Here is a 13,587-nt window from a genome sequence, read left to right as displayed (position 1 = left end):
ACCACCACTCTCCACGTTCGTTTAACTGGGCGGGTTGGCGTCCATGTAGTATAACTACAAGATAGCTACAACCCGGCCAGCCGATCATAACCGAGTCCAGCCTGTGAATCTGTTGCAACATATCGCCCAATCGCGCCACCTGCTGCGCAAATCGGAACTCAAAGTAGCCGACCACGTGCTACTCGACCCGGCTGCCGTCATGCACAGCTCCATGGCCGACCTGGCGCACAGCGTGGGTATCAGCGAACCGACCATCGTGCGTTTCTGCCGCGCGATCGGTTGCTCGGGCTTCCAGGACCTGAAGCTGAAGCTGGCGCAGAGCCTGGCTGCGGGGGCCAGTTTCGGCCAGTTCGCCATCCATGAAGACGACTCGGTCGCCGACTACAGTCTGAAGATCTTCGACACCACGCTGCACACCCTGATGGAAGTGCGCGAGCACCTCGACCCGCAGGCGCTGCAGCAGGCGGTGACCGCCATGGCCCAGGCGCAGCGTGTGGAGTTCTATGGCTTTGGCGCCTCCGGTGCGGTAGCGGCCGATGCCCAGCACAAGTTCTTCCGCCTGCTGCTCAGCGCGGCAGCCTATTCCGACCCGCACATGCAGGCGATGTCGGCGGTGACCCTGAAGCCGGGTGATGTGGCGGTATGCATTTCCCAGTCGGGCCGTTCCAAGGACCTGCTGATCACCGCCAACCTGGTCCGTGAGAGCGGTGCCAACCTGATTACCCTGTGCCCAAGCCAGACACCGCTGGCGGAGCTGTCGACGGTCAACCTGGCGATCGACGTGCATGAAGACACCGAAATCTACACCCCGCTGACCTCGCGTATCGCCCACCTGGTGGTGATCGACGTGCTGGCCATGGGCGTGGCCATGGCGCGCGGGCCTAGCCTGGTCAACCACCTGAAGAGCGTGAAGCGCAGCTTGCGCAGCCTGCGCTTGTCGCCCAAGTCGATCAAGGCTACCGACGACTGATCTGCATTGCCTGTGCTGGCCCTATCGCCGGCAAGCCGGGCTCCCACACAGTCACCACAGGCCTCGAGTCCTGTGGAGTACCTGTGGGAGCTGGCTTGCCGGCGATAGGGCCAGCACAGGTGCTATAAATTTCACTGTTTTGTCACCATTCCACAGCCAAACCGTAAACCACTCAAGCCAGTCTGAAACTCCCGCATCCTATCTGGGAGACAGGCAATGGCTCGTGACTTCGACGGTACGTACCAACCCAGCGCCAAGGCTCGCAAGCAGCAGGAAAAGGATCAGCGCCGCATGGAATACCGCCGCGCGATCGAGAGCTATTGCGACCAACGTCAACTGCTCCGCGAACTAGTGGACTACCCCGAGCTGCAAGAGCTCACGGTCTGGCAGGCGTCGGCAGCAGCTTCCCCGAAAAACGCTCAACCAGCGCGCTGATCAGCGCACGTTCGCTGCGGATGAACGCCAGGAAAGCCAAGGCCACCGGCGACTGCCGTTTGGCCTTGGACTGCACCACGCACCAACTGCGATACAGCGGCAGTTCCTCCACGGGCAGCTCCCTCAGCACACCAGTGGCCAGCTCCAGGTTGACCGCATGGCGGGTAAGCATGGCAATGCCCAGGCCGGCAATCACGCACTCGCGCTGGGCGTCGGCCGAGGCCACCTCCAGGGTCTGGGTGAAATGCACGCGCTTGTCCTTGAAGTATTCCTCGCAAGCCTTGCGCGTGCCCGAACCCTGTTCGCGGACCAGCAGGGTATGAGGCTCCAGGTCCTGCAGGCGCAGTTGCTCCAGCTTGCACAGCGGGTGCTCGGGCGGCGCCACCGCGATGATCGGGTTGTTGAGGAACGGCAGAAACTCCAGGCCCATGTCCTGCGGCACCATGGACATGATGATCAGGTCGTCGCGGTTGTCCGACAGGCGGCGGATGGCCTGGGCGCGATTGACCACCGTCAGGGTCAGGTTGACCTCGGGGTGACGCTGCTTGAAGGCCGCGAACAGGTGTGGCACGAAGTACTTGGCACTGGACTCGATCGCCAGTTTCAACTGCCCCTGCAATGAGCCCTGCATGTCCGAAAGCTGCATGTCCAGGCTCTCCAGGCGCCCGAAGATATCGCGGCTGGCGCGTTGCAAGGCCTCGGCAGCTTCGGTCAGGTAGAGCTTCTTGCCCACGTACTCGAACAGCGGCTGGCCGATCAGCTCTTCGAGCTGGCGGATCTGTAGACTAACGGCGGGTTGCGTCAGCGCCATCTCTTCCGCCGCACGGCTGTATGAACGCAAATCGCATACCTCGTTGAAGATCTGCAATTGACGCAAAGTCATACGCATCAAGGACTTACGCATTTTTATCCGCCCTTCGGCAACACCTTGTTACCGCACTATAAGCTTTTGCTAATACAGCCCCTAACAAATATTGATTTTTGTTTATCAACCTACAGCGCTAGGGTGAATGTGCGACTGGCCAGCAACGTCTGGTCACGCGCCGACCGGGAGAACCGGCTCGACTGTTCCTACGGCTTTGGGAAGACTCCAGTGATAAAAAAAATCCTGATCGCCAACCGAGGTGAAATTGCAGTTCGGATCGTGCGTGCCTGCGCCGAGATGGGCATTCGCTCGGTGGCGATCTATTCCGACGCCGACCGCCACGCGTTGCACGTCAAGCGTGCCGACGAAGCCCACAGCATTGGTGCCGAGCCGCTGGCCGGTTACCTGAACCCGCGCAAGCTGGTGAACCTGGCTGTGGAAACCGGCTGTGATGCCCTGCACCCGGGCTATGGTTTCCTGTCGGAAAACGCTGAACTGGCAGAGATCTGCGCCGAACGCGGGATCAAGTTCATCGGCCCGGCCGCCGAGGTCATTCGCCGCATGGGCGACAAGACCGAAGCACGCCGCACCATGATCGCCGCCGGTGTACCGGTAACCCCGGGTACCGAAGGCAACGTTGCCGATATTCACGAAGCCCTGAGTGAAGGTGACCGCATCGGTTACCCGGTCATGCTCAAGGCCACCTCTGGTGGTGGCGGCCGTGGTATTCGCCGTTGCAACAGCCGTGAAGAACTGGAACAGAACTTCCCCCGCGTCATCTCCGAGGCTACTAAGGCCTTTGGTTCCGCGGAAGTGTTCCTGGAAAAGTGCATCGTCAACCCCAAGCACATCGAGGCGCAGATCCTCGGTGACAGCTTTGGCAACGTCGTGCACCTGTTCGAGCGCGACTGCTCGATCCAGCGCCGCAACCAGAAGCTCATCGAAATCGCCCCGAGCCCACAGCTCACCCCCGAACAGCGCGCCTACATCGGCGACCTGGCGGTGCGTGCGGCCAAGGCGGTGAACTACGAGAACGCCGGTACCGTGGAGTTCCTGCTCGCCGATGGCGAGGTGTACTTCATGGAAATGAACACCCGGGTGCAGGTGGAACACACCATCACCGAGGAAATCACCGGTATCGACATCGTCCGTGAGCAGATCCGCATTGCCTCGGGCCTGCCGCTGTCGGTCAAGCAGGAAGACATCCAGCATCGCGGTTACGCGCTGCAGTTCCGCATCAACGCCGAAGACCCGAAGAACAACTTCCTGCCCAGCTTCGGCAAGATCACCCGTTACTACGCCCCCGGCGGCCCGGGCGTGCGTACCGACACGGCGATCTACACCGGCTACACCATTCCGCCGTTCTACGACTCCATGTGCCTGAAACTGGTGGTGTGGGCGTTAACCTGGGAAGAAGCCATGGACCGCGGCCTGCGGGCCCTGGACGACATGCGCGTGCAAGGGGTGAAGACCACCGCCGCGTACTACCAGGAAATCCTGCGCAATCCCGAATTCCGTAGCGGCCAGTTCAACACCAGCTTCGTCGAAAGCCACCCGGAACTGACCAACTACTCGATCAAGCGCAAACCCGAAGAGCTGGCCCTGGCCATCGCCGCTGCCATCGCCGCCCACGCAGGCCTGTGAGGAACCCCATAATGTCCAAGAAAATTCACGTAACCGACACGATCCTGCGCGACGCCCACCAGTCTCTGCTGGCCACCCGCATGCGTACCGAAGACATGCTGCCGATCTGCGACAAGCTCGACAAAGTCGGCTACTGGTCGCTGGAAGTCTGGGGTGGCGCCACCTTCGACGCCTGCGTGCGCTTCCTCAAGGAAGACCCGTGGGAGCGCCTGCGCAAGCTGCGCGCGGCGCTGCCCAACACCCGCCTGCAAATGCTGCTGCGTGGCCAGAACCTGCTGGGCTACCGCCACTACAGCGACGATGTGGTCAAGGCGTTCGTCGCCAAGGCAGCGGTCAACGGTATCGACGTGTTCCGCATCTTCGATGCGATGAACGACGTGCGTAACCTGCGCGTGGCCATCGAAGCGGTCAAGGCTGCCGGCAAGCACGCCCAGGGCACCATCGCCTACACCACCAGCCCGGTACACACCATCGAAGCCTTCGTGAAGCAGGCCAAGCAGATGGAAGCCATGGGTTGCGACTCGGTGGCGATCAAGGACATGGCCGGCCTGCTGACCCCGTTCGCCACCGGCGAACTGGTCAAGGCGTTGAAGGCCGAGCAGTCGCTGCCGGTGTTCATCCACTCCCACGACACTGCCGGCCTGGCCGCAATGTGCCAGCTGAAGGCTGTGGAAAACGGCGCCGATCACATCGACACCGCCATCTCCAGCTTCGCCTGGGGCACCAGCCACCCGGGTACCGAGTCGATGGTTGCCGCGCTCAAGGGCAGCGAATTCGATACCGGCCTGGACCTGGAGCTGCTGCAGGAAATCGGCCTGTACTTCTATGCCGTGCGCAAGAAGTACCACCAGTTCGAAAGCGAGTTCACCGCCGTGGACACTCGCGTGCAGGTCAACCAGGTACCGGGCGGCATGATTTCCAACCTGGCCAACCAGCTCAAGGAGCAGGGCGCCCTCAACCGCATGAACGAAGTGCTGGCAGAGATCCCGCGCGTGCGTGAAGACCTCGGCTTCCCGCCGCTGGTGACCCCGACCTCGCAGATCGTCGGCACCCAGGCGTTCTTCAACGTGCTGGCCGGCGAGCGCTACAAGACCATCACCAACGAGGTGAAGCTGTACCTGCAAGGCGGTTACGGCAAGGCTCCGGGCGTGGTCAACGAGCAGCTGCGCCGTCAGGCGATCGGCAGTGAAGAAGTAATCGACGTGCGCCCGGCCGACCTGCTGAAGCCGGAAATGGCCAAGCTGCGTGCCGATATCGGCGCCCTGGCCCGTTGCGAAGAAGACGTGCTGACTTTCGCCATGTTCCCGGACATTGGCCGCAAGTTCCTCGAAGAACGCGAAGCCGGCACCCTGACCCCTGAGGTCCTGCTGCCAATTCCTGAAGCGGGCGCAGTGGCGTCCCACAGCGGTGAAGGCGTACCGACCGAGTTCGTCATCGACGTGCACGGCGAAACCTACCGCGTCGACATCACCGGTGTGGGCGTGAAGGCCGAAGGCAAGCGCCACTTCTACCTGTCGATCGACGGCATGCCGGAAGAAGTGGTGTTCGAGCCGCTCAACGAATTCGTCGGTGGCGGCAGCAGCAAGCGCAAGCAGGCCAGTGCCCCGGGCCATGTCAGCACCACCATGCCAGGCAACATCGTCGATGTACTGGTCAAGGAAGGCGACATGGTCAAGACCGGCCAGGCCGTGCTGATCACCGAAGCCATGAAGATGGAGACCGAAGTGCAGGCGGGTATCGCTGGCAAGGTCGTGGCCATCCACGTGGCCAAGGGCGACCGCGTGACACCGGGCGAGATCCTGATCGAGATCGAAGGCTGAGATAAGCCCTCATCTACCAACGGTTTACCTCTGGGGAGCGGATGCTCCCCTTTTTTTGTGCATTAAAACGCATTCAAGCCTGGGGTTGGCATAATGTATGTGCAATAAAGTGCATACCCTATGTGCTTACTGAAAAGGTTAATGCACTATATTGCAGATTGTCTTAACAGCTGCAGCAGGTCACACATGTACCCGCTAACCCTTCAGGTCTTTGCAGACGGCATTTGGCAGGACGCTATGACGTTGACGTTCTTGCGGCCAGAACAAGGCTTTCATGGGCCGTGCGCCGTCGCCTATGAAGCGTCCTATGTCAGAGACAACCTTGATGCCTACCAGAGCTTTGCCGCCAAGGCGGTCAGTGCCCGGCTACCGGTAGACTTCGACAGCTTCATGCTCCCTGCTGCCCCTGCGTTCGTTCATGACATTGCGCCATCCGGTGCGGCCAAGCGCTTCCTCATGGCGCACATCGGCCAGGCAAAGCCCGACGGTGTCAGTGATGACATGTTTCTTTTGGCAAGGAGTACACCGGCGCCAGTAGGAAACATGCGCATCAAGGAATCCATGAACTATCTGGACACACGTGAGCCAATGGGCTTTGCCAGGCAGGATGTGATCTCTCGCGATCAACGTTTTCTTGAGTACGCCTACGAGCAAGGTGCTGCCATCGGCGGGGCTACGGGCGCGGGCGGTGAGGCACCCAAGCTACTGATGACGGAGGACCATGACGGTCTTCTCTATCCCGATGCTGCACTCGATGATGGGCAAGCCTGCCGGCACTGGTTCATCAAGTTCGCCCGCAATCAGGCCCTGAACAACGATCAGGATATCTTGCGGGCTGAATATCTGTACTACCGCGCATTGCAAGCCTTGGGCGTGGAGACTGTGGCGACGAACGACATGGCGTTGGAGGAGGGTACAAAGCCCAGCCTGTGGATGCGCCGCTTTGACCGCGAGATCAGCCCGCACGGTGTGCAACGGCTAGCGGTCGAGTCCATCTACTCGTTGTCAGGCATCACCCAGCCCGGTAGCCGGATGGACCATGGGGAAGTGCTGAGGAACCTGGCGGCGCTTTGGACACAAGCCGGGCAAGACCAACAGATCAATGACCTGATTGCCGACTACCTGCGCCGCGACCTTATCAACAAGGTTGTGGGTAATGCCGACAATCATGGGCGGAACATGGCGGTCATCCGTGGGGCCAATTCCGTCAGGTTGGCGCCCATTTATGATCTGGCGCCGATGGTGCTGGACGCGGAAGGTATTACACGGACTACCAAATGGGCGGCAGACATAGAGCGTGCTGGCGACATCGACTGGTGGGCAGCATGCACCAGCCTTGCCGATCTGATCGACCCGCATCTGGCCTTTGACCGGTTACAGCAGGATGCCGCACGCCTGTTGGCTTTACCTGATCTGCTCAGTGCTGCGGGCTTGCCTGATGCCGTCATGAATCATCCAGCGGTCCACTTGAGGCTGCTTGAGCAACGAATGAAAGAGTGGAAATTGCTATGACGCTTACGCCCGAACAACGTGCCCAGGTAATCGACGATGTTCAACGAGGCATCGCCGATGGCACTTGGGAACTCGGTGCTGGAGTGAGGCATTTGCGGGTCACGGTGGCCAATCTGCAACAGGCTCAGTTTGCCAGGATGTGCAAGATTTCACTGCGCACGCTTATTCAGATCGAGCAAGGGGAAGGAAACCCGACACTCAAATCAATGAATGCCGTGTTTCGTCCTTTTGGTTTGCAAATGGGGGTTGTCAGGCGTCAGCGGAAGGTCATCTGAGCGCGCCCAACATCAGGTCTGTGTTGGGCTTGCCGGCCTCTTCGCGGGCTTGCCCGCTCCCACAGGTACACCACCAGTCTCGAGACTTGTGGAAAACCTGTGGGAGCGGGCAAGCCCGCGAAGAGGACGGTTGGTCCAGTGCGATTCTCAACCCTTGCGGCACGCCTCCAAGGTCTGCACCTGCCCCTCGGGCTTCTGGTTTTCCTCGCTCAACCAACGCTCGAACCCGGTAGCCACCGCCGGCCACTCATCATCGGTAATCGAATACCACGCCGTATCCCGATTGTGGTCCTTCACCACCAGGTGCTTGCGGAACACTCCTTCATAGACAAAGCCAAACCGCTCCGCCGCACGCTTGGAGCGTGCGTTGGCGTTGTTGCACTTCCATTCCAGCCGGCGGTTGCCCAGCTCGAAGCCCAGCTTGCCCAGCAAATACACCGCCTCGGTGCCCTTGGGCGTACGCTGCATGGCAGCGCCGAAGGCGATGTGGCCGATTTCGATGCGGCCGTGGTCGGGCACGATCGACATCAGGCTCAGGATGCCCTGGGCCTGGCCGCTGGCGCGGTCGATGACGGTGTAGAACAGCGGGTCGCGGCCAGCGGCGTTGCCTTCCAGCCAACGGTCGAATGCGGCACGTTCGGTGAACGGGCCATAGGGCAGGTAGTCCCACAGCACCGGGTCGGCCGCCGGGCCTTGCAGCACCTCCCAGAGGTGGTCGCCATGGCGCGCCGGGTCGAGCTTTTCCAGGCGGATGAAGTGGCCGTCGATGGGCTCGGCCTGGGGAGCTGCGGCGGGTTTCCAGTTCAATGCGTCGGTCATGTTCGGCTTAGAACTCTTTGCGGAATTGGATGAAGCCCGAGCGCTCGGCAACCTGTTGGTACAGGCTGATGGCGGTGGCGTTGGTCTCGTGGGTCAGCCAGTGCACCTTGGCGCAGTTGTCGGCCTTGGCTTTGGCGTAGACGTGCTCGATCAGCTGGCGGCCGATGCCCAGGCCGCGCTGTGTGCTGTCCACGTACAGGTCCTGCAGGTAGCAGGCGTTTCCGATGCTCCAGTTGGAACGATGGTAGATGAAGTTGACCATGCCCACTGCCTTGCCATCGACCCAGGCAAGGGCCGAATGGGTCGGTTCGTTCGGGTCGAGCAGGCGTTGCCAGGTGCTGAGGCTGACCTCTTCGGTCAATTCGGACTCATAGAAGTGCAAGTAGGCCTGCCACAGGGCGAGCCAGGCAGCATGGTCTTGGGTGGTAACAGGACGCAGGGTAACGCTGGACATGGGCTATTCCTTCAGAGTTGGCGCATGTGCGCCGCGAGTTGGTTATCCAGGTAATCGGGGCTGGCGCTCAGGCCTTCACGCACGCCGGCAATGTCTTGCTCAGAGCGGTTCTGGCTGAGCTTGCGCGCACCTTGCAAGCGGGCGATGGGCAGGCGGATGCCGACGATGGCGCGGAGCATGCCATCGAGGTAGTCACGCGGGGCATCGGTGACGTTCCACGGTTCGCCGCGGCCTTGTTCGTGGCGCTCGGTCAGGCGGCTGACAATGGCCAGCAATGGCTCGGCTTCGTGAATCACTTCGGCCGGGCCATAGGCGTGCACGGCCAGGTAGTTCCAGGTTGGCACCACCTTGGGGTTGTCGGCCTTGCTCGGGTAGTAACCGGGGCTGACATAGGCATCGGCGCCGGGGAACACCAGCAGGGCTTCGCTACCTTGCTTCAGGTCGTGCCACTGGGGGTTGGCCCTCGCCAGGTGGGCATAGACGGTGCCGAATTCGCCTTCGGCGATATCGACCAGCACTGGCAGGTGCGTGGCCAGCAGGCCTTGTTCGCCCTGGCTGACCAGGATGGCCAGGCGGGTGTCGAGCATGTGCTGGTGCAGGCGCCCGAGGTCGTGTTCCTGATGGGGTTTGCTGTTGTACATGCTCGGTTTCCTTGTGCGATGGCTCCATCCTAGGCAGGCTATTGGTTCATAGTAAGAGCCATTAACGGCTGTTTTTATAGGTCCAATGCCATGAGCGAGCGCCCCCTAGTGTTGCCTTTCGACCCTGCCGGGATCGCCCTCGATCGCCGCCGCGGGCTCAGCCAGCAGCTGTACCAGGCGCTACGTGCGCGGGTGCTGGACGGGCGCCTGAGCAGTGGCACGCGGCTACCGGCCACTCGTGATCTGGCCGCCATGCTGGCGCTGTCACGCAACAGCGTGGTGCGGGCCTATGACCAGCTATATGCCGAGGGCTACATCGAAAGCCGGGTAGGCGACGGCACCTATGTCAGCCAGTTACCGAAACTCTCCACTGCAAAACTATCCACACAAGTATCCACAGGGTTATCCCGGGGGTTATCAACAGACTTATCCACATTTTCCTCAGAAAATACTGAGGATTTATCCAGCAAACGCTGTTCCAGCGAGCCTTTGCAGCGCCTGAAAAGTAACCATCTGCCGCCCCCAAGAAGCGGTGCACCGCGTGCTTTTCGCGTCGGTATTCCGGCGTTCGACCTGTTCCCGTTCGACGTCTGGGCCAAGCTGCAGGCGGGTTTCTGGCGCAACCCGGCTCCGGCGCAGTTGGGTTATGGTGACCCGGCAGGCGAGCCACTGCTGCGTGAGCTGATCGCAGCCTACCTGCGTCGCTCGCGTGGGCTGAGTTGCACTGCTGAACAAATTGTGATCACCAGTGGTGCGCAGCAGGCCATCAGCCTTTGTGCACAGTTGCTGTTGCAGCCCGGCGACGGTGTGGCTGTGGAAAACCCGGGTTACCGCGCAGCCGGGCATGCCTTTGCGCTGGCCGGTGGCAGGTTGTGTGGCGTGCCGGTGGACGAGGACGGCATGGACTGTCGCCGGCTTGGGCAGCTGACGGATTGCCGGCTGGCCTATGTCACGCCAGCCCACCAGTACCCGACCGGGGTGACCATGAGCCTGGCGCGCCGCCTGGAACTGCTGGCCTGGGCCGAGCGCAGCGAAGGCTGGATCATCGAAGACGACTACGACGGCGAGTATCGCTACAGCGGTGCGCCCTTGGCCCCGCTTGCGGCGCTCGACCGGCACGGGCGGGTACTGTATGTCGGTACCTTCGGCAAGATCGCCTTTCCAGCGTTGCGCCTGGGCTACCTGGTACTGCCGCCGCAACTGGCGCAGGCGTTCAGCCAGGGCAGGGCGCTGGCGGTGCGGCATTCGGAGGTCAGTAGCCAGTGCGTGATGGCCGAGTTCATGGCCCGGGGGCACTTCCAGCGGCATATTCGGCGCATGCGCAAGGCAGCGTTGAGCCGGCGCAATGTGCTCAAGGCTGGCTGGCCTGTGGATATTCCGGGTTTGGGCGGCATGCCGGAGGTGGCGGCCGGGCTGCATGTGAAGGTCGATGTGGATAACTTTGCGCGGGAGCAGGAGCTGGTGGCCAAGGCTGAAGCGGTGGGGGTGGAGGTGACGCCGCTGAGTAATTTCTGGCTGGCGGACAGCGAGGTACCTGTGGATAAAAGGGCAGGGCTGGTGCTGGGGTTTGCAGCGGTGCCGGAGGGGGAGATTGCCGAGGCGTTGATGCGCTTGCGCAAGGCCTGGAGAAAGTGAATGGGGCCGCTGTGCGGCCCTTCGCGGGCACGCCCGCTCCCACAGGGACTGCACCGGTCTTGAGAGCTGTGCAGCCCTGGGGAGCAACTGCCTTGCACTAAATCCTCAAGCTTGCGAGATCCCTGTGGGAGCTGGCTTGCCGGCGATTGGGCTGCAAAGCAGCCCCCGGCTCTAAATCAGGTGCCGGACTTGATCCGCGTCCAGGCCCTGGTCCGAGCCCGCTCGGCATCCCGCGCCAGGGGCTTGAGGGTATACAGCTTGGCCATCGCCTCCGCCGTCGGATACAGGTTGGGGTTGTTGCGAATCGCCGGGCTCACCTTGTCGGTCGCGTCCTTGTTCGGGTTCGGGTACCCGACAAAGTCACTGATCGGCGCAATCACTTCGGGCCGCAGCAGGTAGTTGATGAACGCGTGGGCATCTTCCGGGTTGGCCGCGTTCTTCGGAATCGCCAGCATGTCGAACCAGATCGGTGCACCTTCCTTGGGCAGGCGCATGTCCACCACCACGCCATTCTTCGCCTCGACGGCGCGGTTGGCGGCCTGCGAGAAGCTGCCGCTGTAGCCCACTGCCACGCAGATATCGCCGTTAGCGATGTCGGCCATGTATTTCGAGGAATGGAAGTAGGTGATGTGCGGGCGGATCTTCAGCATCAGCGCTTCGGCTTTCTTGTAATCAGCCGGTTTGTCGCTGTTCGGTGGCAAGCCCAGGTACTGCAACGCCAGCGGCATGATCTCCGACGGCGAGTCGAGCAGGGCAACGCCGCATTGCTTGAGCTTGGCGATGTTCTCTTCCTTGAAGACCAGGTCCCAGCTGTCCACCGGGGCGTTGTCGCCGAGCGCAGCCTTGACCTTGGCCGGGTTGAAGCCGATCAGCACGGTGCCGTACATGTAGGGCACGGCAAATTTATTGCCGGGGTCGTTGGCCTCGATCAGCTTCATCAGCGCCGGGTCCAGGTGTTGCCAGTTCGGCAGCTTGCTGCGGTCCAGTGGCTGGAACACTCCCGCTTCGATCTGCTTGGCGAGGAACACGTTGGACGGCACTACCACGTCATAACCGGAGTTGCCGGTCAGCAGCTTGGCTTCCAGCGCCTCGTTGGTGTCGAAGATGTCGTAGACCAGCTTCACCCCGCTGTCTTTCTGGAACTCGGTGAGGGTTTGCGGCGTGATGTAGTCGAACCAGTTGTACACCCGCAGGGTGCGCTGTTCGGCCTGGGCGTGCAGGGCACCGGTGAACAGGGTGGCGGCGATGAACGGGGCGAGCAGACGCTTGAGTCGGACCATTACCGGGCTCCTGGCTGGGCGTGCTGGAAGCCTTCCAGCACATTGACCGCGTTGATACCGATTTCTTCCACAGCGTAGCCGCCTTCCATCACGAACAGGGTCGGCTTGCCGAGCTGGGCGATGCGCTTGCCCATTTCCAGGTAGTCCGGGCTGTCCAGCTTGAACTGCGAGATCGGGTCGTCCTTGAAGGTATCCACGCCCAGCGAGATCACCAGCACATCGGCGTCATAGGCGGCGATGCGCTGGCAGGCGTCCTCCAGGGCAGCGCTCCAGGCGGCCCAGTCGCTGCCGGCCGGCAGTGGGTAGTTGATGTTGCAGCCTTCACCGGCACCCTCGCCGGTTTCATCGGCATAGCCGAGGAAGAACGGGAACTCGTCGCGCGGGTCGCCATGGATCGAGGCGAAGAACACATCGTTGCGGTTGTAGAAGATGTCCTGGGTGCCGTTGCCGTGGTGGTAGTCGACGTCGAGGATGGCGACCTTGCGCCGGCCCTGGTCGAGGAAGGCCTGGGCGGCGATCGCGGCGTTGTTCAGGTAGCAATAGCCGCCCATGACTTCGCCGGCGGCATGGTGCCCTGGCGGGCGGCACAGGGCGAAGGCGGAATGGGCGCCTTGCTGGATCGCCGCCTGGGCGGTGAGGGCGACCTGAGCGGCGCTGTAGGCGGCCTGCCAGGTGCCGGCGGTGATCGGTGCGCCGGCATCGAAGCTGTAGTAGCCCAGCTCACCGTGCAGGCCGGTGGGTTTTACCTGGCGCAGGGTGCGTGCGGGCCAGGTGAACGGCAGCAGGTCGCCTTCCTGGCCCAGTGCGGCCCAGCGCGCCCAGGCGCCTTCGAAGAAGTCCAGGTAGCCGGCACTGTGGATACGCAGCAACGGTGCGCGCCCGAAGTCGGTGGGGCCCTGGATGTCGCCGAGGTTGCGCTTTTTTACCTGGTCGAGCACATGGTCGGCGCGTGACGGCATTTCGAAACAGGGCATCAGCTTGCCGTCGATCAGCTCGCAGCGGCCGTGGTGCAGGCGGTGGTCATCGGAATAGATCGTCAGCATTGTTGTTCTCCGTTGGGTACTGGCGTGGGCCCATTCTCATGGGCGGGCCAGTGGGGGAGAACGACGCAAGTGGCCAAAAGGGGATCGATATGGCCAAGCTCTTTGGCCCGCTTTTCCTGTACCGGCCTCTTCGCGGGCGCGCCCGCTCCCACAGGTATCCCACAACACTGGGGAGTTGTGCAGAGCCTGTGGGA

The 13,587-nt window shown here is 62.0% G+C and carries 13 protein-coding genes; 7 read left to right on the top strand and 6 right to left on the bottom strand.

Translation table 11 applies throughout. From position 1 onward, the window contains the following. Positions 1 to 103 precede the first annotated feature (103 nt). The gene (gene hexR / locus C163_RS25780) at positions 104 to 970 is read left to right on the top strand and encodes a transcriptional regulator HexR (RefSeq protein ID WP_011536461.1); all 867 of its coding nucleotides are present in this window, start codon (positions 104 to 106) and stop codon (positions 968 to 970) included. 216 nt (positions 971 to 1,186) lie between these two features. Next, positions 1,187 to 1,405, top strand: a complete 219-nt coding sequence (locus tag C163_RS27580; protein WP_080563834.1) for a PA3496 family putative envelope integrity protein — start codon at positions 1,187 to 1,189, stop codon at positions 1,403 to 1,405. Here C163_RS27580 and C163_RS25775 read toward each other — a convergent pair. Beyond that, entirely contained in the window at positions 1,347 to 2,309 is a 963-nt protein-coding gene (locus C163_RS25775; protein ID WP_015272364.1) for a LysR family transcriptional regulator, read from the bottom strand. The genes C163_RS27580 and C163_RS25775 overlap by 59 nt on opposite strands. 189 nt (positions 2,310 to 2,498) lie before the next feature. On the opposite strand from C163_RS25775, the gene C163_RS25770 reads away from it, so the two are divergent. The 4 genes from C163_RS25770 to C163_RS25755 all read left to right on the top strand — a co-directional run bounded on the left by C163_RS25770 (position 2,499) and on the right by C163_RS25755 (position 7,521). Continuing rightward, on the top strand, positions 2,499 to 3,914 hold the full coding sequence (locus C163_RS25770; RefSeq protein ID WP_013974837.1) for an acetyl-CoA carboxylase biotin carboxylase subunit: 1,416 nt from the start codon (positions 2,499 to 2,501) through the stop codon (positions 3,912 to 3,914). Between the two features lie 11 nt (positions 3,915 to 3,925). Next, positions 3,926 to 5,734 (top strand): sodium-extruding oxaloacetate decarboxylase subunit alpha, encoded by a 1,809-nt coding sequence (gene oadA, locus C163_RS25765; RefSeq protein WP_025341144.1) that lies wholly within the window; start codon positions 3,926 to 3,928, stop codon positions 5,732 to 5,734. A gap of 186 nt (positions 5,735 to 5,920) precedes the next feature. Further along, positions 5,921 to 7,246 (top strand): type II toxin-antitoxin system HipA family toxin, encoded by a 1,326-nt coding sequence (locus tag C163_RS25760; protein WP_025341143.1) that lies wholly within the window; start codon positions 5,921 to 5,923, stop codon positions 7,244 to 7,246. Next, positions 7,243 to 7,521: a helix-turn-helix domain-containing protein gene (locus C163_RS25755; protein WP_025341142.1), complete on the top strand. Its 279-nt coding sequence runs from the start codon at positions 7,243 to 7,245 to the stop codon at positions 7,519 to 7,521. Before C163_RS25760 ends, C163_RS25755 begins: the two co-directional genes overlap by 4 nt. 147 nt (positions 7,522 to 7,668) lie before the next feature. Here C163_RS25755 and C163_RS25750 read toward each other — a convergent pair whose 3' ends face one another. Genes C163_RS25750 through C163_RS25740 form a run of 3 tightly spaced genes read right to left on the bottom strand, consistent with a single transcriptional unit; the run spans position 7,669 to position 9,435 of the window. Beyond that, positions 7,669 to 8,340 (bottom strand): GNAT family N-acetyltransferase, encoded by a 672-nt coding sequence (locus C163_RS25750; RefSeq protein ID WP_025341141.1) that lies wholly within the window; start codon positions 8,338 to 8,340, stop codon positions 7,669 to 7,671. Positions 8,341 to 8,347: 7 nt separating this feature from the next. Next, positions 8,348 to 8,794: a GNAT family N-acetyltransferase gene (locus tag C163_RS25745; RefSeq protein WP_025341140.1), complete on the bottom strand. Its 447-nt coding sequence runs from the start codon at positions 8,792 to 8,794 to the stop codon at positions 8,348 to 8,350. An 11-nt stretch (positions 8,795 to 8,805) separates the two neighbouring features. Beyond that, complete coding sequence (locus C163_RS25740) at positions 8,806 to 9,435, bottom strand: FMN-binding negative transcriptional regulator (RefSeq protein ID WP_025341139.1); 630 nt, start codon at positions 9,433 to 9,435, stop codon at positions 8,806 to 8,808. 90 nt (positions 9,436 to 9,525) lie between these two features. Here C163_RS25740 and C163_RS25735 point away from each other — a divergent pair, with 90 nt between their 5' ends. Continuing rightward, positions 9,526 to 11,070, top strand: coding sequence for a PLP-dependent aminotransferase family protein (locus C163_RS25735; RefSeq protein ID WP_025341138.1), 1,545 nt, complete (start codon positions 9,526 to 9,528; stop codon positions 11,068 to 11,070). A gap of 176 nt (positions 11,071 to 11,246) precedes the next feature. On the opposite strand, the gene C163_RS25730 is transcribed toward C163_RS25735, so the two are convergent. Both C163_RS25730 and C163_RS25725 read right to left on the bottom strand, forming a co-directional pair. Continuing rightward, a complete protein-coding gene (locus tag C163_RS25730) occupies positions 11,247 to 12,350 on the bottom strand; it encodes a polyamine ABC transporter substrate-binding protein (RefSeq protein ID WP_025341137.1) in 1,104 nt (367 codons plus the stop codon). Continuing rightward, complete coding sequence (locus C163_RS25725) at positions 12,350 to 13,393, bottom strand: histone deacetylase family protein (protein ID WP_025341136.1); 1,044 nt, start codon at positions 13,391 to 13,393, stop codon at positions 12,350 to 12,352. The genes C163_RS25730 and C163_RS25725 overlap by 1 nt, the downstream gene beginning before the upstream one ends. Between the last annotated feature and the right edge of the window lie 194 nt (positions 13,394 to 13,587).

Origin of the sequence: Pseudomonas sp. FGI182 (assembly GCF_000511325.1) — a bacterium.
GTDB lineage: Bacteria > Pseudomonadota > Gammaproteobacteria > Pseudomonadales > Pseudomonadaceae > Aquipseudomonas > Aquipseudomonas putida_Z.
Note: the sequence above shows the minus strand (reverse complement) of the source record. Positions and strands in the feature narration are given on the sequence as shown.